This is a genomic window from Cupriavidus sp. AU9028 (genome assembly GCF_019795295.1).
Taxonomy (GTDB): domain Bacteria; phylum Pseudomonadota; class Gammaproteobacteria; order Burkholderiales; family Burkholderiaceae; genus Cupriavidus.
This window is the reverse complement of sequence record NZ_JAIMCG010000017.1, coordinates 13384-36635: the sequence shown is the minus strand read 5'-3', so window position 1 is coordinate 36635 and position 23252 is coordinate 13384. Positions and strand designations below refer to the sequence as shown.

The following is a 23252-nucleotide window of genomic DNA, read 5'->3' as shown; positions in this document are numbered from 1 at the left end:
ACTCCATGAACGATTCCGCATTATACGCACAGGCCCTGCCGCGCGGCCCGGTGAACCCGGACACGCCCCTCCGCTTGCTCGGAGGCATGACCCCTGCGGACTTCATGCGGGATATCTGGCACCGCAAGCCCTTGTTGGTTCGACAAGCCGTTCCGGAGATCGTGCCACCGGTCTCGCGCGACGAACTGTTCGCACTGGCGGACCGTGACGATGTCGAGTCGCGGCTGGTAACGCGCTTTCGCAATCGCTGGAAGCTGGAGACGGGCCCTTTTGCCCCGGACCAGCTGCCCGATACGGCGACGCGCCAGTGGGCGCTCCTGGTGCAAGGCGTCAACCTGCACAATAGCGCGGCTGCGTCCCTGACGGGAGACTTTCGCTTCATACCGGATGCCCGTCTGGACGATGTGATGGTGAGCTATGCCACCGATGGCGGCGGCGTGGGGCCGCACTTCGACTCCTACGACGTATTTCTATTGCAAGTTTCGGGCCGCCGACGCTGGCAGATTTCCTCGCAGCAGACGCTCGACCTCAAGCCCGGCCTGCCGCTGAAGATCCTGTCGGACTTCAAGGCCGAACAGGAGTGGGTGCTGGAGCCGGGTGACATGCTGTACCTGCCACCGCAGTACGCGCATGACGGCATTGCCGAGGGCGAGTGCATGACCTGCTCGATCGGCTTTCGCGCGCCTGCCTACCGCGAGCTGGCGGGACATTTCCTCGCCTGGCTGTCGGAGACCGTCGAGGACAACGAGGAACTGTCGGGCCGCTACGCCGATCCTGGCCAACCCGCCACCGCAAAACCGGCCCAGGTGCCGGCGGCGCTCACCCAGGCGGTCGCCGAACGGCTGCAGGCGTTGCGCTGGACCAACACCATGGTCGCGGAGTTCGTCGGCACGCACCTGTCGGAACCGAAGCCCGGCATCGAGTTTGCCGAGCCGCCCAATATCACGTTGACCAAGTACGAACGGCTGGCGCGGCGCCAGGGGGTGGTGCTCGCGCCCGCCTCGATCGCGCTCTACGACCGCAGCCACTTCTTTATCAATGGCGTTGCCTACGAGCCGCCGCAGGAATTGCACAAATGGCTGCGCAGACTGGCCGACCAGCGCCATCTGACGCCCGCCGAAGTCGCGCAATGCGCGCCGCTGCCCGACCTGCTGGAAACCTTTCACCATTGGACGATGGAAGGCTGGTTGCAACTTGCGCCAGGCCCGCTGTAATAATGCGTAACAGTGTTGTTCCGGAAATGTCGCCGCTACACAAGCAGGGAAAACGTGGATATAATCGCCAGCTGGCTCGTACTGTGGACCGCGGTATTTAGGGCACCGGGAGAGCCGTTAATGAAGTTCACAAGCAAGTTCGAACGATTAATTACCGGTAATTAATCAAACCGTTTTTTCCTGCTTTCTTTCTATTACAAGTTAAAGGACGAACAATGAAGAAGTCTCTCCTGATCGCTTCCCTGCTGGCTGCTGTCGCTGTCGCCGCTTGCGGCAAGAAGGAAGAAGCTGCTCCGGCCGCTGACACCACCGCTCCGGCTGCTACCGCTCCGGCTACCGACGCTGCTTCGGCTCCGGCTGCTGACGCTACCGCTGCTCCGGCTGCTGACGCCGCTTCGGCTCCGGCTGCTGACGCTACCGCTGCTGCTCCGGCTGCTGACGCTTCGGCTGCTGAAGCCAAGTAATCGGCTTCAGGTCAGGAAAAACCGGCCCTCGGGCCGGTTTTTTTTCGTCCAGGTTCGCCCCTGCCGGCACGGAGCCGCGGGGTCGGTCAGGCCCCTACCGGCTGCCAGGCCAGGCCATCGCTCTGGTCGGCCACCAGGATATCGTCGGGGACGGCGCCGAGCACGCCTGCCAGCGCCGCGGTGGCCAGCGCCGGCGTGTTGTTCTGCTGGCTCAGGTGGGCCGCCACGACCCTGCCGAGCTTGCCGTGCGCCACCTGGGACAGGATGGCCGCTGCGATCTCGTTGGCAAGATGGCCGAAGTCGCCGCCAATGCGGCGCTTGAGCGATGGCGGATACAGCGAGTTGCGCAGCAACTCGCGATCGTGATTGCACTCCAGCACCAGCGCATCGACCCCGGCAAGCCGCGCGACCACATACGGCGTTTCCATGCCGGCATCGGTCAGCACACCCAGCCTGACATCGCCGTCGCCGAGCACGAACTGCAGCGGCTCGCGAGCGTCGTGCGGAACGGTATAGGGAAGGATCTGCAGGCCGCCCACGGAAAAGGCGTGGTCGGCGGCGATCACCCGCACATCGGCCCGGTCGGCGCCGCGCAGGTGCGCGGTGGCGAGCCAGGTGCCGTGGCTGGTGTAAACGGGAAGGTCGTGCTTCGCGCCGAAGGCATAGGCTGAACCGATATGGTCGCCATGCTCGTGCGTGACCAGCAGCGCGTCGAGCTGGCCGGGCTCCAGGCCCAGCCGCTCGAGCCGGCGCGCGGTCTCCTTCAGTCCGAAGCCGCAGTCGAGCAGCACCCTGGTCGTACTGGTGCCGTCGCGCGCTTCGATGACCATTGCATTGCCTTCGCTGCCACTGCCAAGAAAAGCGAAACGCATCACGGCCGCAGCCCTTCCCGGCGGGCCGTGGGCGTGTGCAGCGAAGGCCGGACTTGCACGCTCAATGCAGCTGCTCGTCGAGCAGCGTCAGGATGCGCTTGGCCATGTCGCCCGACTCCGGCTGGCCGGCATCGTTGAGCACCATCACCGTGGTGCCGTTGCCGCTACCCTTGACCGACACGCGGTACTTCTTCGCCTGCCGCGCGGCGTCGCCGCCGGTACGCGTGAAGAGCTTCGAGAAGAAGCCGCGGTTGTCCACGGTGTCGCGCGTATCGACATAGCGCACGTAGTACAGGCCCTGTGCGCGATCGCGGTCCTCGACCGTGAAATTGACGCGGTCCAGTGCCAGGCCGACCGAACGCCAGGCGCGGTCGAACGGCTCGGGCAGCTGCAGGGCCTGGGTGCCATTGACCTGGGTCAGGTAGCTGGCGCCGGAGCTTGCCACCGGCGCGTAGCCGTCGCTGCCAGCAGCTGCGGGCTGCGCGCCCTTGCCGGCCGGCTGAGCGGTGTTGGCGGCCGGGGCCGGAATGGTACCGGACTTGGCCATCTGCTCGGCCTGTTCCTTCTGCACACCCAGGCGCTGCGCCAGGCGGGAGAGGAATTCGGCCTCCAGCTCGGGATCGGCCGCACGCGGCGTCCACACGGTGGACGACTTGTCCAGGCCGGTCAGCTCTTCCTGTGCGCCCCGGTGGCTGATGAAGACCTCCAGGTTGCCGTTCTGGCCCTTCTCCAGACGGGTGCGGAACTTGTCGCGCTCCGAGGTCGAATACAGCCCGTCGAACACCTTGCCGATGGTGTTGCGGATGAAGTCCTGCGGAATCTTGGCGCGGTTCTCTGCCCAGTCCGTTTCCATGATGCCGGTCTCGGGCGAATCCTGCACCAGCAGGAAGCCATTCTCCTGCCAGAACTCGCGCAGCGTCTGCCACAGCTGGTCCGGCGGCATGCCGTTGCTGATCGACAGCCAGCGCTGGTTGCCGTCACGCACGACGCGGATCCCTTCGCTCGACGGCAGCACATTGGTACCGGTTGCCTTCGGTTGCGTAACGGTCGCCTGGGTATAACCGGACAGGGTCGACACGCCGTTCTGGTTGGGCACCGAATAGCGCCGGTCCCCTTCGAGCTTGGTCAGATCGGGGGGCACTTCCAGCGTCGGCGTACGCTTGGAGACGTCGGCCGATTTGTAGTCGATCTTGTCGGCCTGCATCATGTCGTTGATGCTGCTGCAACCGGTAACGAGGCCAAGGGCCAGCACCGGCAAGACCATGGCGGCACGGCGTGCTTGCGGCACGTCGTGGCGGAATAGCTTCTGTTTCATTGACACGCAGTCCTAATGAGAGGGATGACGGCTAGGCGCGAAAGGTTGGACGGATGGGAAGCGCGGGATCAGGTGAAGTCGGGATCGGACTCAGCCCAGCAGGCCGGCGCCGGACAGCGCCTTGCGCACGGTGTCGTGGTGCTCGGCGGCCAGCGGCGTCAGCGGCAGGCGAATACCGCTGCCCATCCGGCCCATCTGCTGCAGGGCCCACTTGACGGGAATCGGATTGGCCTCGACGAACATTGCCTTGTTCAGGGCGATCAGTTCCATGTGCAGCCGGCGCGCGGTGATGGCGTCACCCTTGAGCGCGGCGACGCACATCTCGTGCATCTTGCGCGGCGCGACATTGGCGGTCACCGAGATATTGCCCTGGCCGCCCAGCAGGATCAGCGCCACGGCGGTGGGATCGTCGCCACTGTAGACCGCAAACCCCTCGGGGGCCGCATGGATCAGTTGCGCCGCCCGGTCGATGTTGCCGGTCGCTTCCTTGACGCCCACGATGCCGGGGACCTGCGCCAGCCGCAGCATGGTCTCGTTGCTCATGTCGGCAACGGTGCGGCCCGGCACGTTGTACAGGATCACCGGCAGATCCACCGCTTCCGCAATGGTGCGGAAATGGCGATACATGCCTTCCTGCGTCGGCTTGTTGTAGTAGGGCACGACCTGCAGCGACGCATCGGCGCCGACCTGCCTGGCGAAGGCGGTCAGCTCGATCGCCTCGCTGGTCGAATTGCCGCCGGTGCCGGCGATGATCGGAATGCGCTTGTTGGACTGCTCCACGGCGATGCGGATCAGCTCGCAGTGCTCCTCGACCGATACCGTCGGCGATTCGCCGGTGGTGCCGACAATCACCACGGCATCCGTGCCTTCGGCGACGTGCCAGTCGATCAGGTTGCGCAGCGCCGGGTAGTCCAGGCTGCCATCCTCATGCATCGGCGTCACGATGGCTACGATGCTGCCGGTAATCTGTGTCATAGCGGTAGGGTCAAGAAGCAAATATCGCGATTGTACCGGATACAAACAGCGCGCCTAGACGGCAGCGATGCGGAGAAATACCAGTGCTTTCATCATGGGAAAGCGGTGGGGCAGGACTTCGCGGGCGGCTGCGCTCTGGCGCGGCTTGTTGCCCGCTTGTTGCCCGCTTGTTGCCCGCTTGTTGCCCTCTCCCCCGGCCCCTCTCCCGCAAGCGGGCGAGGGGAGCAAACCAGCAGCGGATCAAGCCCCTCTCCCGCAAGTGGGCGGACAGAGCCAGCCCGACGCAGCTCAGCGGCGGCCGGTGCACTCCCCTCTCCCGCCCCGCGGGAGAGGGGCCGGGGGAGAGGGCAATCGAGCGTCACACCGCCCCTTGCAGCGGGTACCGCGCCGGCGCCACGCCGGGCGCCAGACCCGTCTCCCGCACGGCCACGATGCGCTGCACGAACGCCGTTTTCGGCGTGTCGACCACTCCGTCCTCGTACGCCACCACCCGCAGCGCGGGCCGCACTGCATCGAGCAGTTCGCCCGGGCGCAGCAGGAACTCGGGATTGGACGGCTTGCCGACGGTTTCGTTTCCGGCGGCGAAGGTCTGATACAGCAGCACCCCGCCCGGCGCGAGCGCGTCCAGCAGGAACGGCCACAGCGGCCGGTGCAGGTAGTTGGTGACGACCACCCCGTCGAAGGGCGCCTCGTCGGCCAGGGGCCACATCCCCTGCTCCAGGTCGACCTGCCGGCGCCGGATCGAGGCGGGCAGGCCGGCCAGGGCCTGGCCATCGCGGTCCACCGCCAGCACGTCGAAGCCGCGTTGGGCCAGCCATACCGCGTGCCGGCCCGGACCGCATGCCAGGTCGAGCACGCGCCCGCCGCTGCGCAGCAGGTGCGCCCAGCCGGTGATCCAGGCGGACGGCGGGAACAGCTGCCCATGCGGAACAGCGGACGTCGCCTGCGGCGCGACGGAGCGATCGTCGGTGCCCGTCATCAGCGGTAGCCCAGTCCCATGGCCTCGCGAACCTCGCGCATGGTCTCGCGCGCGACCTCGCTCGCCCTGGCGCAGCCATGGTCGACGATGTCGCGCAGCAGCGCCGGCTGGTCCATGTACTTCTGCGCGCGCTCCAGCATCGGCTGTTGTTCGCGCAGGATGCCGTCGATCACCGGCTGCTTGCACTCCAGGCACCCGATGCCGGCGGTGCGGCAGCCCTTGAGCACCCACTCGCAGGTCGGCTCGTCCGAATACACCTGATGCAGCTGCCACACCGGGCAGCGCGTCGGTTCGCCCGGATCGGTGCGGCGCACCCGTGCCGGATCGGTCGGCATGGTGCGCACCTTCTTTTCGACCGATTCCTTGTCCTCGCGCATGCGGATGGTATTGCCATAGGACTTCGACATCTTGTTGCCGTCCAGGCCCGGCATCCGCGACGCCTTGGTCAGCAGCACCTGCGGTTCGACCAGGATGGACTTGCGCGAGCCCAGCAGGTAGCCGAGCAGCAGTTCACGGTCGTTGTTGGACAGGCTCTGCGACTGTCCGACCAGCGCCCGCGCTTCCTCCAGCGATGCGTCGGTGCCCTGCTCCTGGTACGCCTTGCGCAGATCGAGGAAGGTGCGGGTGCGCTTGCCGCCCAGCTTCTTCGCCGCGGCCTGCGCCTGCTCCTCGAACCCGGGCTGCCGGCCGTACAGGTAATTGAAGCGGCGGGCGATCTCGCGCGTGATCTCGACGTGCGGAATCTGGTCCTCGCCGACCGGCACGAAGCCGGCGCGATAGATCAGGATGTCGGCGGCCTGCAGCAGCGGATAGCCGAGAAAGCCGTAGGTGGACAGGTCCTTGTCCTTCAGCTTTTCGATCTGGTCCTTGTAGGTCGGCACGCGCTCCAGCCAGCCCAGCGGCGTGCCCATCGACAGCAGCAGGAACAGCTCGGCATGCTCGGGCACGCGGCTCTGGATGAACAGCGTGGCCTTTTCCGGATCGACGCCCGAGGCGAGCCAGTCGATCAGCATCTCCCACACCGATTCCCCGATCACTTCCGGCGATTCGTAGTGCGTCGTCAGCGCATGCCAGTCGGCGACGAAGAAGAAGCAGGGATGCTCGTCCTGCAGCTTGACCCAGTTTTTCAGTACGCCGTGAAAGTGGCCCAGGTGCAGGGCACCGGTCGGCCGCATGCCGGAAAGAACGCGATCGGGAGACATGGAATAGGAATAAGTCTTGCGAAAAATCAGGGTACCAACGCCAGGATCGGCGTCAGCAGCAACTGGACCAGGGAGCTGAGCAGACCGATCACCGGCCGCATCCACACCTGGGTGATCACACCGGCCGCCACCAGTGCCAGCACGATGAAGATGCCATATGGCTCCACCCGCGACAGCGCGTACGCCATCCGCTGCGGCAGCAGCGCGCTGAGCACCCGGCCGCCGTCCAGCGGCGGAATCGGGAACAGGTTAAAGGCGGCAACGACCAGGTTGACCAGCACGCCCGCGCGCGCCATCTGCGTGAAGAACGGCTCGTTGACCTGCGCCAGCGCCAGCACCAGCGCGATCAGCGCCCAGCCGAACGCCTGGATCAGGTTGGCGCCCGGCCCTGCCAGCGCGACCCACATGCTGTGCCAGCGCGGGTTGCGCAGGTGGCCGAAGGCCACCGGCACCGGCTTGGCGTAGCCGAATACGAACTGGCCACTGGTGGCGAAATAGAGGATCAGCGGCACCGCGATGGTGCCGATCGGATCGATATGGCGGATCGGGTTCAGGCTCACCCGCCCGAGCATATAGGCGGTGTTGTCGCCGAAGTGCTTGGCGACATAGCCGTGCGCGGCCTCGTGCAGCGTGATGGCAAACAGCACGGGCAGCGCGTAGACCGCGACGATCTGAATCAGGGAGGAATCCATGGGGCGCTATTGTAGCGGGCCGGCCGGGCCCGGATCGAGGAAAGGCGTGCCGCCATGGCCGGGTGGCGCCGCAGCAAGCCCGCGGGCCACCGCCGAAGGACTCACAGGCCGAACCGGGAGATATCGCCGCGACCCTGGCGCACCAGCACCGGCTCGCCACCGGTCAGGTCGATCACCGTGCTCGCATGCGAGGGGACGGGTCCGCCGTCGATCACCACGTCCAGCTGCTTCTCCAGCCGCGCCCGAATCGTTTCCGCCTCGTCAAGCGGCTCCTCGTCGCCGGGCAGCTGCAGCGTCGCACTGATGAGCGGCGCCCCCACCTCTTCCAGCAACCCTTGCGCGACCGCGTTGTCCGGCACGCGCACGCCGATGGTCTTGCGCGACGGGTGCGACAACCGGCGCGGCACTTCGCGCGTGGCCTCCAGGATGAAGACGTAGGGGCCGGGCGTGGCGTTGCGGATCCAGCGGTACTGGCGATTGTCGACGCGGGCGAAGTTGCCCAGTTCGGACAGGTCGCGGCACATCAGCGTCAGATGATGGCGGTCGTCGATGCCGCGAATCCGGCGCAGACGGTCGACCGCGGCCTTGTCATCGAGCTGGCAGGCCAGTGCATAGCTGGAGTCGGTCGGCAGGGCCACGAGACCGCCGCGGGAGATGATCTGGGCGGCCTGCTTGAGCAGCCGCGGCTGGGGATTGTCTGGATGAACGGAGAAATATTGCGACATCCGCGGCCTACCAGTCGTGCCATACCGGCGTGAGCGAAGGCGGCAGCGGCGGCAGCGTGCCGATTTCGACACGACCTTCGCCGGGACCATGGAAGTCCGAACCGCGCGAAGCCAGCAGCCCATAGTGGCGGGCCACCTCGGCATAGCGGCGGTACTGGTCCGGGGTGTGGCTGCCAGTCACCACTTCGACGGCGGCCCCGCCCAGCGACTTGAACTCGTCGAACAGCGCGTCGTGCTGCATCGGGGTGTAGTCGTAGCGGCCAGGATGCGCCATCACCGCGATGCCGCCGGCCTGGCGGATCCACTGCACCGCCTCGGCGAGCGTGGCCCAGCGGTGCCCGACATAGCCGGGCTTGCCCTGCGTGAGGTAGCGGTCGAACACCTCGCCAATGCTGTCGCAGATGCCCTCGTCGACCATCCAGCGGGCGAAATGCGTGCGGGAGATCAGGTCCGGGTTGCCGACATAGCGCAGCGCGCCTTCGAAGGCGCCGTCGATGCCGACCGCGGCCAGCGCGTCGCCGATGTCGCGGGCACGGCGCGCCCGTCCGGAGCGGGTCGCTGTCAGCCCGTCGATCAGATCGGGACACAGCGGATCGATCTGCAGGCCGACGATATGCACGGTCTGGCCGGCCCACGTCACCGAAATCTCGACCCCAGGCACATATTGCATGCCCAGTTCCTCGGCGGTCTCGCGGGCAATCAGCTGGCCGCCCACTTCATCGTGGTCGGTCAGCGACCAGATCCGCACACCATTGGCGTGCGCGCGCTCCGCCACCACGGTCGGGGGCAGCGTGCCGTCCGATACCGTCGAATGGCAATGGAGATCGGCGTTGATGTCGTAGGGTAAAGACATAATCGCCATTCTACTCCTCGGCCCCGGGGTCCGCTGCCCGCCACATGAATGAGGCGGGGACCCCGACATCGCCCTGTCCCGGCCAAAGCCATGCCGGTAGCGGTGGCGTAGCGGTCCGGGCTGGCTTGCCGGGGTATAGTGGACGCCTCACGAGATTTTCACGCCGCGTCCCCGCGGCCGACGTCACCATGCAACACGCCTCCGATCCTTCCCATTCCCCGGTCATTCCTCACGAGTCCGCCGTCACCCGGACCGATGTGCTGATCGTCGGCGCCGGACCGGTCGGGCTGTTCGCCGCCTTCCAGGCCCGCGTGCTCGGGCTGCAATGCGAAATCGTCGATGTGCTGGACCGCCCGGGCGGACAGTGCACCGAGCTGTATCCGGAAAAGCCGATCTACGACATTCCCGCCGTGCCCGGATGCCTGGCCCAGGAGCTGGTCGACCGGCTGGTCGAACAGTGCGCGCCTTTCGCGGTGCCGATGCATTTCGGCGAACGGGCGCAGAGCGTGCAGGAAATCGGCGGCGAGTCCCCTCGCCTGCTGGTCAGCACCGACAGCGGCAAGGGCTTCGATGTGGCCGCCGTGCTGATCTGCGCCGGTGCGGGCGCCTTTGCCCCGCAGCGGGTCTCGCTGCCGGAAGCGGCCGCACTGGAAGACCGGCACGTCCACTATGCGGTACGGGAAGTGGCGCGCTTCGCCGGCAAGCGCGTCATTGTCGCCGGGGGCGGCGACTCCGCGCTGGATTGGGCGCTGGCGCTGCGCAAGGTCGCCGCGCGCGTGACCCTGCTGCACCGCCGCGAGGGCTTCCGGGCGGCCGATCACACCGTGGCGGCCATGCGCGCGGCGGTCGCCGCTGGCGAGATGGACTTCGTGATCGGCATGCTGGGCGGGCTGAAGACCGAGGACGACCGTCTGGTTGCCGCCGAGGTGCGTACGCGCGAGGACAGCGTGACGATCGAGGCGGACGAACTGGTCGCGCTGTATGGCCTGGTGTCCGAACCGGGCCCCATCGCGCATTGGGGCATGGAGATGCGCGCCGGTCGTATCGCCGTCGACACCACCACCTACGAGAGCTCTCGGCGCGGCATCTTCGCCGCCGGCGATATTGCCTACTACGCCAACAAGCAGAAGCTTATCCTGTCCGGTTTTCACGAGGCGGCGCTGGCGCTGCGCCGGGCCTATCACTATGCCTTCCCCGAGAAGACGCTGGTGCACGTGCATACCAGCAACAACGCGGCGCTGAAGGCGGCGCTGGCGCATGAGGGGTAACGCTGGGTCGGTCAGACGAACGGGTCCAGCAAACGCGCGGAGCAGCCGGCGAAATCGCTGATATTGCGCGTTACCAGCGTCATGTCATGGATCAGCGCTGTCGCGGCGATCAATTTATCCAGCGCATTCTCCCGATGCGGTACCCGCAGCAGGCCCCACTGCAGCGCGGTCTCGAGATTGACTGGCAGGAGCTAATGACGTTGGTATCGATCAGATACACGGTCGCTCCGGCTTGAAAACTCCATTCTGGCGAAATCCTCGTCCCTGCCAACGTCAGGAATGCTCAACAGCAGCGCGACAAATCGTCGGCGGGCCTCCGCCTCCAGGACAGGAAGACGACAAGCCCCCCTACCGTCTGTCTCGTCATCGGCTTGCGGCATGGCGGCGCTCTCGGGTTCGTCCAGCTCCAGCTCGGGCATCTCGTCCTCCTCGTCGGTAACAGTACGGGGAGCGTGCCGGGAAAATGGCCGGTGGTCTACGTCAGATAAGGCTCAAATCCGTCATCCGCAGAACGACTCGATGCACTGCGCGACCCGCTCCGGCTGGTCGTGATGCAGCATGTGCCCGGCGTCGTCGATCACCACCTCGCGCCAGTCGCGGAAGGCGGTGAAACGTTGGCGGAACTGCTCCAGCGGCTCCTGCCCGGCGATATGGCGCAGCGTTTCCGAATCGCGGGCCTCGACATGCAGCACCGGCGCGGTGACGGCCGACCAGATCGCCATCGCCTCCTCGACCCGGTACAGCGACGGGTTGACGATCTTGTGCGCCGGATCGCCGAGGATCTCCCATTGCCCGTCCGCGTTGCGGCGCGACCAGTGCGCGGCGAGGAACGCGGCGCGGTCGTCGGGCAGGCGCGGATTGGTCTGCTGCAGCCTGGCGGCCACGGCCTCGACGCTGTCGTAGGCGCGCATCCGCGGCGGCTCGCGCAGCTCGTCGAGCCAGCGCGCCAGCCGGCGCGGCGCCTGGGACGGCCGCGTCGCGGTCATGCCGAAGCCTTCCAGATCGACCACCCGGCGCACGCGCGCGGGCCGCACGCCCGCATACAGGCAGGCAATGTTGGCGCCCATGCTGTGGCCGACCAGATTGACGGCCCCGTCCGGCTGGTATCGGTCAAGCAGCGCCTCGAGGTCGGCCAGGTAATCCGGGAACCAGTAGCAGCCTGCGCCCGGCTGGCCCGCGCTCCAGCCGGTCAGCCCGTAGCCGCGCCAATCCGGTGCGATCGCATGCCAGCGCTCCCCCAGGGCATCGGCCAGGAACTGGAAGGATGCGGAAACGTCCATCCAGCCGTGCAGCAGGAACAGCTTGGGGGCGCCTTCCTTGCCCCAGTGCCGTACGTGATAGTCGAGGCCACGCACCGTGATACAGTCGGTGCGCGAGGTGTCGCGGATGCTCATGGACCGCTGTCTCCCGTAGTCGTTGATTCTTGTGCGGTTCGCCGTTGCCGCTCGCCACGGAGAGGACGGCAACAAATCGAACGCTCGTTCGGTTTTTACGATTCTACCCGCAAGATCGACCGGGAACACCGGCTGCCGGCACCGCAACCTGCTCGACAAGAACCATGGCGTCGCCGCGCGTCGCAAAGCGTGGACGGCCGCCGCTCAGAGGAGACAAGCGATGCAGCAGAACAGCACGCGGCCGCCGTCCGCGCGCCGCGACGACTACGCGCGGCTCTACCAGGATTTCCACTGGCACGTCCCCCCCAACTTCAACCTGGCCCAGGCCTGCTGCGGCCGCTGGGCGGCCGATCCGCAGACGCGCGACCGCGTCGCCGTCTTCACCGAGCACGAGGACGGCCGCCGGGCCAGCCATACCTACGCCGACATCCAGCGCGAGGCGAACCGGCTGTCCCATGCGCTGCGCAAGCTCGGCGTGGTGCGCGGCGACCGTGTCGCCATCGTGATGCCGCAACGGATCGAAACGGTGATCGCGCATATGGCGACCTACCAGCTCGGCGCCATTGCGATGCCGCTGTCGATGCTGTTCGGCCCGGAAGCGCTGTCGTACCGGCTGCGCCATAGCGAAGCGCGGGTCGCGATCGCGGACGAGACTTCGATCGACAACATGGTGGCGGCGCGGACCGAATGCCCGGCGCTGGCCACGCTGGTGGCAGCCGGCGATGCCAGCGGGGGCGACTGCCAGTGGGACGCGTTGCTCGGCGGCGAGGCCGAGGACTTCGCCGCCGAGCCCACCCGCCACGACGAGCCCGCCGTGCTGATCTACACCAGCGGCACCACCGGCCAGCCCAAGGGCGCGCTGCTGCCGCACAGCGCGCTGATCGGCAACCTGCCCGGCTTCGTCTGCTCGCAGAACTGGTTCCCGCAACAGGACGACGTATTCTGGAGCCCCGCCGACTGGGCCTGGACCGGCGGCTTGTGGGACGCGCTGATGCCGTCGCTCTACTTTGGCAAGCCCATCGTCGGCTATCAGGGGCGCTTCTCGCCGGAAGTGGCATTCGAGCTCATGGCGCGTTACCGCGTCACCAATACCTTCCTCTTTCCCACCGCGCTCAAGCAGATGATGAAGGCCTGCCCGGCCCCCCGCGAGCGTTACGACCTGCGCTTGCGTGCACTGATGAGCGCGGGCGAGGCGGTCGGACAGACGGTGTACGAGTGGTGCCAGGACGCATTCGGCGTCACCGTCAACGAGATGTTCGGCCAGACCGAGATCAACTACATCGTCGGCAACTGCAGCGCGCAGCACGACGACAGTCTGCCGGGCTGGCCGGCACGGCCCGGCTCCATGGGCCGCCCCTACCCGGGCCACCGGGTGGCGGTGATCGACGAGGACGGCAAGCCGTGCGAGCCGGGACAGGTCGGCGAGGTGGCCGTCTGCGCCACCGACATCCACGGCCATGCCGACCCGGTATTCTTCCTGCGCTACTGGAAGAACGAGGAAGCCACCGCCGCCAAGTACACGGAGCGCGACGGCCTGCGCTGGTGCCGGACCGGCGACCTGGCGAGCATGGATGCGGACGGCTACCTCTGGTACCAGGGCCGCGCCGACGATGTGTTCAAGTCCTCCGGCTACCGGATCGGCCCCAGCGAAATCGAGAATTGCCTGCTGCGCCATCCCGCGGTGTCGAATTGCGCGGTAGTGCCGTCGCCCGACCCCGAGCGCGGCGCGGTGGTCAAGGCGTTCATCGTGTTGACCCCTGGCACGGCGCGCGGCGAAGAGGCCGAGGCCGCCCTGATCCGCGAACTGCAGCAGCATGTGCGGGGACAGCTGGCGCCGTATGAGTATCCGAAGGCGATCGCGTTCATCGACCAGCTGCCGATGACGACCACGGGCAAGGTGCAGCGGCGCGTGTTGCGGTTGCAGGAGGAGGAGGCGTTCCGGGCGCGGCAGGAGCGGTGATGCGCGGCTTGATTTGACGCGCCCTTTGCCCTCTCCCCCGGCCCCTCTCCCGCAAGCGGGCGAGGGGAGCAGACCGACTGCCTTGTCAATCGCCGCTGGTTTTCCTCCCCTCTCCCGCCGAGCGGGAGAGGGGCCGGGGGAGAGGGCCCCACCGCGTCTGCAAGGCCCCTGTCTACCCCGCGCTGCCCTCCAGCCACGCCAGTTCCTCCTCATCGAACCCGGCGCGCCGGCGCGCCTCCAGGTTGAACGGCGGCCGCAGCCGCGGCGCCCGGTACTGCTCGGACAGGCTGGCGTAGGTCTTGACCGGATCAAGTCCGCGCTGCTCGCACAGCCAGCGGTACCAATGGTTGCCGATCGCCACGTGCCCGACTTCGTCGCGCAGGATGATGTCGATGATTGCCGCTGCCTCCGCGTCGCCGGCATCGGCCAGCCGCGTGCGCACCACCGGGCAGGCATCGAGTCCGCGCGCCTCCAGCGTGCGGGGCACCAGCGCCATGCGGGCCAGCGGGTCCCCGGCGGTGCGGTCGGCCATCTCCCAGAGACTGTCGTGCGCGGGAAAATCGCCGTAGCGGTAACCCAGTTTTTCAAGATGGGCAGCCAGCAGCGAGTAATGCAGCGCCTCCTCCTCGGCGACCTGCAGCCAGTCGAGGTAGAACTGCGCCGGCATGGCGGCGAAGCGCCATACCGCATCCAGTGCCAGATTGATCGCATTGAACTCGATATGGGCGAGCGCATGGATCAGCACGGCACGCCCCGCGGTGGACTGCAGGGAACCGCGCCGCTCGACCTTCTGCGGCGGAACCAGCAGCGGCCGGGCCGGCCGGCCGGGCACGCCTTGCGGCGCCGCAAGCACCGCGCCCTGGCCGATGGCGCCCTCCCCGCCCTGCTCCACCCGTGCCCGCAGCCCGCCCGTCGCCAGGACCTTTTGCGCCGGATCGTCGAGCAGAAGCGCATGCAGCGCCCCTTCACGCAAGGTCGGAGATGCATCCGGGCTAGTGGCCGAGGAAGATGTGACGGTCAATGCGACCTGTGAAGCGGGGTGCGCAGGCATGGGCGTAAAATCCGGTTTGCCGCCATTGTAATGGCCGGCCCTGACCACACATTGAACCGATAACGAGGAGACCCCATGGCGCTTTACCAGCTCGGCGACACCGCCCCTTCGATCGAGGCCGACGTCTACGTGGCCGAGGAAGCGACCGTGATCGGCAATGTCACGCTGAAATCCCGTGCCAGCGTGTGGGCAGGCGCGGTAATCCGCGGCGACAACGAGCCGATCGTGGTGGGCCAGGCATCGAACGTGCAGGAAGGCGCGGTGCTGCATACCGATCCGGGCGCGCCATTGACCGTGGGCGATGGTGTCACGATCGGCCATCAGGCCATGCTGCACGGCTGCACGGTGGGCGATGGTTCGCTGATCGGCATCCAGGCTGTTGTGCTGAACCGCGCCGTGATCGGCAAGGAGTGCCTGGTTGGCGCCGGGGCCATCGTGACCGAAGGCAAGGTCTTTCCGGACCGTTCGCTGATCCTGGGCGCTCCGGCGCGCGTGGTGCGGCAGCTGAGCGATGACGACGTGGCCAACCTGCGCCGCAATGCCGACACCTATGCCGAGCGGCAGGCTGTCTACCGCACCGATCTGAAACGCGTCGGCTGACCCCCACACCAAGGGCCGGCCGCACAACCAACCCGTATTGTGACTGACACGACCACTACTCCCGATACCCTCCAGAAGTTCCTGTTCGACGCCGCTCCGGTGCGTGGCGAACTGGTGCGGCTGGAGTCGACCTGGCAGGAGGCGCTGGCCCGCCACGACTACCCGCTGCCGGTACGTCGCCTGCTGGGCGAAATGATGGCCGCCGCCGCGCTGCTCTCCGCCAACCTGAAGTTCAACGGGGCGCTGGTGATGCAGCTGCACGGGGACGGTCCGGTGCGCATGCTGGTGGTCGAATGCCTGTCCGATCTGTCGCTGCGCGGCACCGCCAAGCTGGCCGAGGACGCGCAGATCGCGGACGATGCGGCGTTGCCCGACCTGGTCAACGCGCATGGCCGCGGCCGCTTTGCCATCACGCTCGATCCGCACGACAAGCTGCCGGGCCAACAGCCGTACCAGGGCATCGTGCCGCTGGCGGACGAGAACGGTCCGCTGCTGTCGATCGCCGCGGTGCTGGAGCACTACATGCAGGCCAGCGAGCAGCTGGACACGCGGCTGTGGCTGGCCGCCGACGAGCACGTGGCGGCCGGCATGCTGCTGCAGAAGCTGCCCTCCTACGGCGGCACGATGGAGCGCCCCGGCCACCCGCCGGCACAAGTCGGGGAAACTGGCGCGCCGCTGTCGGAAGAGGCCCGTGCCCAGGATCTCGATACGTGGGACCGCGCCTGCCAGCTGGGCGCCACGCTCAAGCGCGACGAGCTGCTGGCCGAATCGCCGGATACGCTGCTGCGGCGCCTGTTCTGGGAGGACCTGCAGGACGCCGGCCTGCGTGTGTTCGAGCCGGCGTCGCCGCGCTTTCAGTGCTCGTGCTCGCGCACCAAGGTCGCCAACATGCTGCAAAGCCTGGGGCAGGCCGAAGTCGAGGACATTCTGGCCGAGCGGGGCTCGGTGGAGATCCATTGCGACTTCTGTGGCCAGGAGTACCGCTTCGATCCGGTCGACTGCGCCGAGCTGTTCGCGGGTTCCCCGGTCGCGACCGGAGCCGGCGCGGGCGCCCAGCACAAGCACTGAGCGCCGCGGGGCGCCTGTCTCCGGCGCCGCCGCCGGCGCAAAACTTTTGGGCCGGACCGGCACTCCAAGACAGGAGACGGGCGCGGCTGCCGCTGACGCGCCCGGCTGCCCTACCCACCGCCCTACGCAGAACCGCAGAGGCCGACATGTCCGCTATTGCCACGCCCCTTCGTCTCGTTTGCCTGGCAGCACCGCTGCTTGCGGTCGGCTGCGCGTCTCCCCTGCCACGCGATCTGAACGGCTCGCCGCCGACCGCGCGCCTGGCGCCCAGCACGACTCCCGCCGCGCCGCTAACCGCCGAGGAACGCAAGAACCTGGACGCGCTGAACCAGCGCATCCTGCAGGACCAGGAAGCCGCCATCGCGCGCGACCAGCAGGCAGAAGCATGGGCGCGCGCGTACCGCTACAGCTATCCGGCGACGAGCAGCTACAGCCTGTACTACGGCGGGTGGGGACGAAGCGGCTGGGGCGGCGGCGTCAGCTGGGGCTCGCCCGGCTGGGGATGGGGGGCGTATCCCTATTACTACTGGTGATGAGGTGTTGGTAGCGGCGCGAAGGTAGTCAAGGGCCGCTGCCCTCTCCCCCGGCCCCTCTCCCGCTGGGCGGGAGAGGGGAGCACACCGACGGCTGTTCAACCGCTGGTGGTTTGCTCCCCTCTCCCGCCCAGCGGGAGAGGGGCCGGGGGAGAGGGGAAGTAGCGCCGATTGAACCCGCGAGCTAGCGGGTCGCCGCGGCGGAATTCGGCGGAGGCGGCAGCGGCGGGGTCGCGCTGACCTTGGGTGCGGGAGCAACGAACTGGATGAACACTTCACCGTCGCGCACCATGCCCAGTTCGTAGCGGGCGCGTTCCTCGACCGCGCCGGTGCCGTCCTGCAGGTCCAGCACCTCGCCCTCCAGCTTGGCATTGCGCCGCTTCAGGGACTCATTGTGTGCGGTCTGCTCGGTCACCTGCTTGTCGAGCTCCCAGACGCGCAGCCAGCCGCCCTTGCCCAGCCACAGGGGATACTGGATGGCAAGGAGCACCAGGAACAGCAGCAGCGTAATCAGGCGCATGACAGATACCAGGTTACCGAGGGAAAGCCGCGCCGGCGGGCGGTCAGCCGAAGAGGATATCGGCTGCCCGCCCGAAGACTCAAGCGCTTATCGCAGATTGTAGAACGCGCTCTTGCCCGGGTAGCTGGCGATATCGCCCAGATCTTCCTCGATGCGCAGCAGCTGGTTGTACTTGGCGATACGGTCCGAGCGCGACAGCGAGCCGGTCTTGATCTGGCCGGCGTTGGTGCCAACCGCGATATCGGCGATGGTGCTGTCCTCGGTTTCGCCCGAACGGTGCGAAATCACCGCGGTGTAGCCGGCGCGCTTTGCCATCTCGATGGCGGCGAAGGTTTCGGTCAGCGTGCCGATCTGGTTGATCTTGATCAGGATCGAGTTGCCGATGCCCTTCTCGATGCCTTCCTTCAGGATCCTGGTGTTGGTGACGAACAGATCGTCGCCCACCAGCTGGACGCGCTTGCCCAGCTTGTCGGTCAGCACCTTCCAGCCGTCCCAGTCGCCCTCGGCCATGCCGTCCTCGATCGACACGATCGGGAACTTGTCGCACAGGTTGGCCAGGTAGTCGGCCCACTGGGTCGAGTTCAGCGTCAGGCCTTCGCCTTCCAGGTGGTACAGGTCCTCGCCTTCGCGGAAGAACTCGCTGGAGGCGCAGTCCAGCGCCAGCAGCACGTCCTCGCCGGCGCGGTAACCGGCCTTCTCGATCGCCTGCAGGATGGTGTTCAGGCATTCCTCGTTGGACGCGAAGTTCGGTGCGAAGCCGCCTTCGTCGCCCACCGCGGTGGACATGCCCTTGTCGGCCAGGATCTTCTTCAGCGCGTGGAAGACCTCGGCGCCGCAGCGCAGCGCTTCACGGAAGCTGCCCTGCGACACCGGCATGATCATGAATTCCTGGATGTCCAGGCTGTTGTTGGCATGCGCGCCGCCATTGACGATGTTCATCATCGGCACCGGCATCTGCATCGCGCCCGAGCCGCCGAAATAGCGGTACAGGGGCAGGCCGGCCTCCTCGGCGGCGGCCTTTGCCACGGCCATCGACACGGCCAGCATCGCGTTGGCGCCCAGGCGGCTCTTGTTCTCGGTGCCGTCCAGGTCGATCAGCGTGCGGTCCAGGAACGCCTGCTCCGAGGCGTCCAGGCCCATGATGGCTTCGGAGATCTCGGTGTTGATATGCTCGACGGCCTTCAGCACGCCCTTGCCGAGGTAGCGCGACTTGTCGCCGTCACGCAGCTCGATCGCCTCGCGCGAGCCGGTGGACGCGCCCGACGGCACCGCGGCGCGGCCCATCACGCCCGATTCCAGCAGCACGTCGCATTCGACGGTGGGGTTGCCGCGCGAGTCGAGAACTTCGCGCCCGATGATATCTACGATTGCACTCATGGATTCCTCTAGGGTCGGTTGATGCTTGCAGAGACTGTGCGGTGGCCGTGGCCGCGTATCCGTCCGGTGGGACTCAGACGCCCTCGACCACGATCATGTTCATGCGTGCGGCGCTCTCGCGCGCCTTGCGCGCGGCGCGGTAGGTTTCGCTGTCATAGAACGCCTGCGCGGCCTCGAGGCTGCCGAACTTGAGCATCACCACGCGGGTGGGCTGCCATTCGCCTTCGAGCGGCACCACCTTGCCCCCCCGCACCAGCACCTCGGCGCCGTGCTCCTGCATGGCGCGGCTGGACAGCACCTTGTATTGCTCGTACTGCTGCGGATCGGTGACGTCGACATAGGCAACGACGTAGGCGGCGGGCATGGCGATCTCCATTGTTGTCATGTGAAGCGCCGCCGGACAGCCGGCGGCGCGAAACTGCGGGAAGGTGCCCCGGCCGGCGGGACCGGAGCCTTGCGGATCAGGCGCAGGCGGGCCAGCCGAAATTGTCTTCAAGGAAGCCGGAACGCTTGGTCAGCGTATCGAGTTCCTTGAGCACGGCCAGCAGTTCCTTCATGCGCGACAGCGGCACCGCATTGGGGCCGTCCGACATCGCCTTGGACGGGTCCGGATGGGTTTCCATGAACAGGCCGGCGATGCCGACCGCCACCGCGGCGCGCGCCAGCACCGGCACGAACTCGCGCTGGCCGCCGGAGCTGGTGCCCTGGCCGCCCGGCAGCTGCACCGAGTGGGTCGCGTCGAATACCACGGGCGCGCCGGTCTCCCGCATGATCGCCAGCGAGCGCATGTCCGAGACCAGGTTGTTATAGCCGAACGACACGCCGCGCTCGCAGGCCATGAAGCTGTCCTCGGGCAGGCCGGCTTCGCGTGCCGCGTCGCGCGCCTTGTCGATGACATTCTTCATGTCGTGCGGCGCCAGGAACTGGCCCTTCTTGATGTTGACGGGCTTGCCGCTCTGCGCGCAGGCGCGGATGAAGTCCGTCTGCCGGCACAGGAAGGCCGGCGTCTGCAGCACGTCCACCACGGCGGCGACGGGCTTGACCTCGTCGATGTCGTGGATGTCGGTCAGCACCGGCACGCCGAGCTGCTGCTTGACGGTCGCCAGGATCTCGAGACCCTTCTCCATGCCCAGGCCGCGGAACGACTTGCCCGACGAGCGGTTGGCCTTGTCGAACGAGGACTTGTAAATAAAGGGAATGCCCAGCTCGCTGGTCAGTTCCTTCAACTGGCCAGCGGTGTCGAGCGCCATCTGCTCGGACTCGATCACGCAGGGTCCGGCGATCAGGAAGAACGGCTGGTTCAGGCCAACCTCGAATCCACACAATTTCATCTGTCTACTCCTCGGCGTGCGTGTCAGCTCGCCTTGCGACGCTGCTGGCCGGCAAGGGCCGCTTCCACATAGGCCTTGAACAGCGGATGCCCGGCGCGCGGGGTCGAGGTGAATTCCGGGTGGAACTGGACCCCGACGAACCACGGGTGCATCTGCGGCGGCAGCTCCATCATTTCCGGCAGGTTCTCGGTCGGCGTGCGCGCCGAGATCACCATGCCAGCCTCTTCGAGCTGCGGCACGTAGTGGTTGTTCACCTCATAGCGGTGACGGTGACGCTCGTTGACTTCGGGTCCGTAGATCTCGGCGGCCCTGGTACCGGTCTTGACGGGCACGCGCTGGGCGCCCAGGCGCATGGTGCCGCCCAGATCGGAGTCGGCCGAGCGTTGCTCGACCTTGCCATCGCGATCGACCCATTCGGTGATCAGCGCGACGACCGGGTGTTCGGTCTCCAGGCTGAATTCGGTCGAGTTGGCGTCCTTCATGCCGGCGACATGGCGGGCGAACTCGATCACGGCCAGCTGCATGCCCAGGCAGATGCCCAGGTACGGTACCTTGTTTTCGCGGGCGTACTGGATCGCGCGGATCTTGCCTTCGGTACCGCGCTTGCCGAAACCGCCCGGCACCAGGATCGCGTCCAGCGGCGCCAGCACTTCGAGGTGACCCGACTCCAGCTCCTCGGAGTCGATGTACTCGATGTTGACGCGCGTCGCGGTATGCATGCCGGCGTGGCGCAGTGCCTCGATCAGCGACTTGTACGACTCGGTCAGGTCGACATACTTGCCGACCATGCCGATGGTCACTTCGTGCTGCGGATTCTCCTGGGCATTGACCAGGCGCTGCCACATCGACAGGTCCGCCGGCTTCGGGTCCAGGCGCAGTTCCTCGCAGATCAGCCGGTCCAGGCCCTGCTCGTTGAGCATCTGCGGGATCTTGTAGATGCTGTCCACGTCCCACACCGAGATCACGGCGTCCTGCGGGATGTTGGCGAACAGCGAAATCTTGGCGCGCTCGTCGTCCGGGATCGGCCGGTCGGCACGGCACAGCAGCGCGGTGGGCGAGATGCCGATCTCGCGCAGCTTCTGCACCGAGTGCTGGGTCGGCTTGGTCTTCAGTTCGCCGGCGCTGGCGATGAAGGGCACCAGCGTCAGGTGCACGAAGGCAGCCTGGTTGCGGCCCATGCGCAGGCTCATCTGGCGCGCGGCTTCCAGGAACGGCAGCGACTCGATATCCCCGACGGTGCCGCCGATTTCCACCAGCGCGACATCCGCCTTGCCGTCGTGGGACGCCGCGGCGCCCTTCTCGACGAAGGCCTGGATCTCGTTGGTGATATGCGGAATCACCTGGACGGTCTTGCCCAGATACTCCCCGCGACGCTCCTTGCGGATCACCGACTCATAGATCTGGCCGGTGGTGAAGTTGTTCGACTTGCGCATCTTGGCCGATACGAAGCGCTCGTAGTGGCCAAGATCGAGGTCGGTTTCCGCGCCGTCTTCCGTGACGAACACCTCGCCATGCTGGAAGGGGCTCATCGTGCCGGGGTCGACGTTGATGTAGGGGTCTAGCTTGAGGAGGGTGACTTTCAGGCCACGCGACTCGAGAATAGCCGCGAGGGAAGCAGCGGCGATGCCCTTGCCGAGCGAGGAAACGACGCCACCGGTGACGAAGACGAATTTGGTCATAAACCGAGCTTGCCGGGGAAATCGGGATTATACATGAGCGGTCGCTTCGCTGAGCCGTCGTCCGGACCCGCACGCCTGTTTCCGGTGCCGTCCGGCAGCGGCGGCGGGCGGCCTGTCATCCTGTAATCCCCGGGATGGTGCAGGAGGGGGCCGAGGCGGTCCGTTCGCTATCCGGCATGGGGGTGATTTCGGGGCGGCGGGGGCTTCGGGAACGCGCTTGATTGCCCTCTCCCCCGGCCCCTCTCCCGCAAGCGGGCGAGGGGAGCAAACAGGCGGCGGTTCACATGCTGTGGTGTGCTCCCCTCTCCCGCGGGGCGGGAGAGGGGCCGGGGGAGAGGGTCCGCACGCGCGCGCAGTTCCCGCAAATGTCAGACGTCGCCGCGCGGCGCCCGCACCGGCTGGCCCCAGATATCGGTCTCGCCCTGCCGCGCCAGCGGAAAGTCGGCCGGCGCGCAGGCGTCCCATTCGGGATTGGGAATCTCGCCGAACACCTGGCGCAGGCGCAGCCCCCAGGTATCGCGAATCATGCGGAAGTAGTGATTGCGCTCGTCGATGGTGACGAAGCGGGTCACGCGCAGGCTGTCGGCCTCGTAGACCAGCAGGTCCAGCGGCAGGCCCACCGAGATATTGGATTTCAGCGTCGAGTCCATCGAAATCAGCGCGCACTTGGCGCCTTCGGCCAGGGGCAGGGACGGCGCCACCACGCGGTCGATGATTGGCTTGCCGTACTTGGCTTCGCCGATCTGGAAATAGCAGGTCTCGGGGGTCGCCTCGACGAAATTGCCGGCCGCGTAGATGTTGAACAGGCGGGCGCGCTCGTTGCCGATCTGGCCACCGAAGATCAGGCTGACGTTGAAGTCGATGCCGGCGTCGCGCAGGGCATCGGCGTCGCGCCGGTGAACCTGGCGCACGGCGTCGCCGACGATGGAGGCGGCCTCGAACATGGTCTTGGCGCTCCACAGCGATCGGTTGCCAGTGCGGCCATCGGCAAGGATCTGGCGCACCGACTGGCTGATCGCCAGGTTGCCGGCGGTCAGCAGCACCATCACGCGGTCGCCCGGCTCCTCGTAGACCGTCATCTTGCGGGCGGTGGCGATGGCGTCGACACCGGCATTGGTCCGCGAATCGGACAGGAATACCAGGCCGGCATCGAGCCGCATGGCTACACAGTACGTCATGA

General features: G+C 67.0%; 23 protein-coding genes and 1 pseudogene. 7 read left to right on the top strand and 17 right to left on the bottom strand.

Annotation, left to right across the window (positions count from 1 at the left end):
• The first annotated feature begins 5 nt into the window (after nucleotides 1-5).
• Together K6V06_RS17240 and K6V06_RS20780 are read left to right on the top strand one after the other, a co-directional pair.
• The gene (locus K6V06_RS17240) at nucleotides 6-1214 is read left to right on the top strand and encodes a cupin domain-containing protein (RefSeq protein WP_222245357.1); all 1209 of its coding nucleotides are present in this window, start codon (nucleotides 6-8) and stop codon (nucleotides 1212-1214) included.
• A 215-nt stretch (nucleotides 1215-1429) separates the two neighbouring features.
• Nucleotides 1430-1678, top strand: a complete 249-nt coding sequence (locus tag K6V06_RS20780; protein ID WP_255581916.1) for a hypothetical protein — start codon at nucleotides 1430-1432, stop codon at nucleotides 1676-1678.
• An 86-nt stretch (nucleotides 1679-1764) separates the two neighbouring features.
• On the opposite strand, the gene K6V06_RS17235 is transcribed toward K6V06_RS20780, so the two are convergent.
• From K6V06_RS17235 to K6V06_RS17200, 8 genes are all read right to left on the bottom strand, one after another.
• A complete protein-coding gene (locus tag K6V06_RS17235) occupies nucleotides 1765-2553 on the bottom strand; it encodes an MBL fold metallo-hydrolase (RefSeq protein WP_222245356.1) in 789 nt (262 codons plus the stop codon).
• Nucleotides 2554-2611: 58 nt separating this feature from the next.
• Entirely contained in the window at nucleotides 2612-3865 is a 1254-nt protein-coding gene (bamC, locus tag K6V06_RS17230) for an outer membrane protein assembly factor BamC (protein WP_222245355.1), read from the bottom strand.
• A gap of 90 nt (nucleotides 3866-3955) precedes the next feature.
• On the bottom strand, nucleotides 3956-4840 hold the full coding sequence (dapA, locus tag K6V06_RS17225) for a 4-hydroxy-tetrahydrodipicolinate synthase (protein ID WP_222245354.1): 885 nt from the start codon (nucleotides 4838-4840) through the stop codon (nucleotides 3956-3958).
• 358 nt (nucleotides 4841-5198) lie between these two features.
• Nucleotides 5199-5819 carry a bifunctional 2-polyprenyl-6-hydroxyphenol methylase/3-demethylubiquinol 3-O-methyltransferase UbiG gene (locus K6V06_RS17220; RefSeq protein ID WP_222245353.1) on the bottom strand — a complete coding sequence of 207 codons (621 nt, stop codon included), beginning with the start codon at nucleotides 5817-5819 and terminating at the stop codon, nucleotides 5199-5201.
• The gene (locus K6V06_RS17215) at nucleotides 5819-7021 is read right to left on the bottom strand and encodes a tryptophan--tRNA ligase (protein ID WP_222245352.1); all 1203 of its coding nucleotides are present in this window, start codon (nucleotides 7019-7021) and stop codon (nucleotides 5819-5821) included. Before K6V06_RS17215 ends, K6V06_RS17220 begins: the two co-directional genes overlap by 1 nt.
• Nucleotides 7022-7047: 26 nt before the next feature.
• Nucleotides 7048-7713: a site-2 protease family protein gene (locus tag K6V06_RS17210; RefSeq protein WP_222245351.1), complete on the bottom strand. Its 666-nt coding sequence runs from the start codon at nucleotides 7711-7713 to the stop codon at nucleotides 7048-7050.
• Between the two features lie 101 nt (nucleotides 7714-7814).
• The gene (locus K6V06_RS17205) at nucleotides 7815-8438 is read right to left on the bottom strand and encodes an L-threonylcarbamoyladenylate synthase (protein WP_222245350.1); all 624 of its coding nucleotides are present in this window, start codon (nucleotides 8436-8438) and stop codon (nucleotides 7815-7817) included.
• 7 nt (nucleotides 8439-8445) lie between these two features.
• Complete coding sequence (locus K6V06_RS17200) at nucleotides 8446-9291, bottom strand: 3',5'-nucleoside bisphosphate phosphatase (protein WP_222245349.1); 846 nt, start codon at nucleotides 9289-9291, stop codon at nucleotides 8446-8448.
• A 188-nt stretch (nucleotides 9292-9479) separates the two neighbouring features.
• On the opposite strand from K6V06_RS17200, the gene K6V06_RS17195 reads away from it, so the two are divergent.
• Nucleotides 9480-10559, top strand: a complete 1080-nt coding sequence (locus K6V06_RS17195; protein ID WP_222245348.1) for an NAD(P)/FAD-dependent oxidoreductase — start codon at nucleotides 9480-9482, stop codon at nucleotides 10557-10559.
• A gap of 11 nt (nucleotides 10560-10570) precedes the next feature.
• Here the strand turns inward: K6V06_RS17195 and K6V06_RS17190 are convergent.
• Together K6V06_RS17190 and K6V06_RS17185 are read right to left on the bottom strand one after the other, a co-directional pair.
• Nucleotides 10571-10750 (bottom strand): annotated as a pseudogene (locus tag K6V06_RS17190) (VapC toxin family PIN domain ribonuclease); the annotation flags it as partial.
• A gap of 309 nt (nucleotides 10751-11059) precedes the next feature.
• Nucleotides 11060-11953: an alpha/beta fold hydrolase gene (locus tag K6V06_RS17185; protein WP_222245347.1), complete on the bottom strand. Its 894-nt coding sequence runs from the start codon at nucleotides 11951-11953 to the stop codon at nucleotides 11060-11062.
• A gap of 220 nt (nucleotides 11954-12173) precedes the next feature.
• Here K6V06_RS17185 and K6V06_RS17180 point away from each other — a divergent pair, with 220 nt between their 5' ends.
• Entirely contained in the window at nucleotides 12174-13913 is a 1740-nt protein-coding gene (locus tag K6V06_RS17180; protein ID WP_222245346.1) for an acyl-CoA synthetase, read from the top strand.
• Between the two features lie 172 nt (nucleotides 13914-14085).
• On the opposite strand, the gene K6V06_RS17175 is transcribed toward K6V06_RS17180, so the two are convergent.
• Nucleotides 14086-14964 (bottom strand): ferritin-like domain-containing protein, encoded by an 879-nt coding sequence (locus K6V06_RS17175; RefSeq protein ID WP_222245345.1) that lies wholly within the window; start codon nucleotides 14962-14964, stop codon nucleotides 14086-14088.
• Nucleotides 14965-15039: 75 nt separating this feature from the next.
• On the opposite strand from K6V06_RS17175, the gene K6V06_RS17170 reads away from it, so the two are divergent.
• From K6V06_RS17170 to K6V06_RS17160, 3 genes are all read left to right on the top strand, one after another.
• Nucleotides 15040-15564 carry a gamma carbonic anhydrase family protein gene (locus K6V06_RS17170; protein WP_222245344.1) on the top strand — a complete coding sequence of 175 codons (525 nt, stop codon included), beginning with the start codon at nucleotides 15040-15042 and terminating at the stop codon, nucleotides 15562-15564.
• Between the two features lie 39 nt (nucleotides 15565-15603).
• Entirely contained in the window at nucleotides 15604-16632 is a 1029-nt protein-coding gene (locus K6V06_RS17165) for an Hsp33 family molecular chaperone HslO (protein ID WP_222245343.1), read from the top strand.
• Nucleotides 16633-16778: 146 nt separating this feature from the next.
• Nucleotides 16779-17165, top strand: a complete 387-nt coding sequence (locus K6V06_RS17160) for a hypothetical protein (protein ID WP_222245342.1) — start codon at nucleotides 16779-16781, stop codon at nucleotides 17163-17165.
• Nucleotides 17166-17349: 184 nt separating this feature from the next.
• Here the strand turns inward: K6V06_RS17160 and ftsB are convergent, their stop codons facing one another.
• The 6 genes from ftsB to K6V06_RS17130 form a co-directional block, all read right to left on the bottom strand.
• Nucleotides 17350-17685 (bottom strand): cell division protein FtsB, encoded by a 336-nt coding sequence (gene ftsB, locus K6V06_RS17155; RefSeq protein WP_222245341.1) that lies wholly within the window; start codon nucleotides 17683-17685, stop codon nucleotides 17350-17352.
• Between the two features lie 87 nt (nucleotides 17686-17772).
• Nucleotides 17773-19062 carry a phosphopyruvate hydratase gene (gene eno, locus K6V06_RS17150; RefSeq protein ID WP_222245340.1) on the bottom strand — a complete coding sequence of 430 codons (1290 nt, stop codon included), beginning with the start codon at nucleotides 19060-19062 and terminating at the stop codon, nucleotides 17773-17775.
• 73 nt (nucleotides 19063-19135) lie between these two features.
• Nucleotides 19136-19426, bottom strand: coding sequence for a DUF1330 domain-containing protein (locus K6V06_RS17145; RefSeq protein ID WP_222245339.1), 291 nt, complete (start codon nucleotides 19424-19426; stop codon nucleotides 19136-19138).
• A gap of 97 nt (nucleotides 19427-19523) precedes the next feature.
• Nucleotides 19524-20393 (bottom strand): 3-deoxy-8-phosphooctulonate synthase, encoded by an 870-nt coding sequence (gene kdsA / locus K6V06_RS17140; RefSeq protein ID WP_222245338.1) that lies wholly within the window; start codon nucleotides 20391-20393, stop codon nucleotides 19524-19526.
• Nucleotides 20394-20416: 23 nt separating this feature from the next.
• Complete coding sequence (locus K6V06_RS17135; RefSeq protein ID WP_222245337.1) at nucleotides 20417-22072, bottom strand: CTP synthase; 1656 nt, start codon at nucleotides 22070-22072, stop codon at nucleotides 20417-20419.
• Nucleotides 22073-22440: 368 nt separating this feature from the next.
• Nucleotides 22441-23250 carry a peptidase gene (locus K6V06_RS17130; RefSeq protein ID WP_222245336.1) on the bottom strand — a complete coding sequence of 270 codons (810 nt, stop codon included), beginning with the start codon at nucleotides 23248-23250 and terminating at the stop codon, nucleotides 22441-22443.
• Between the last annotated feature and the right edge of the window lie 2 nt (nucleotides 23251-23252).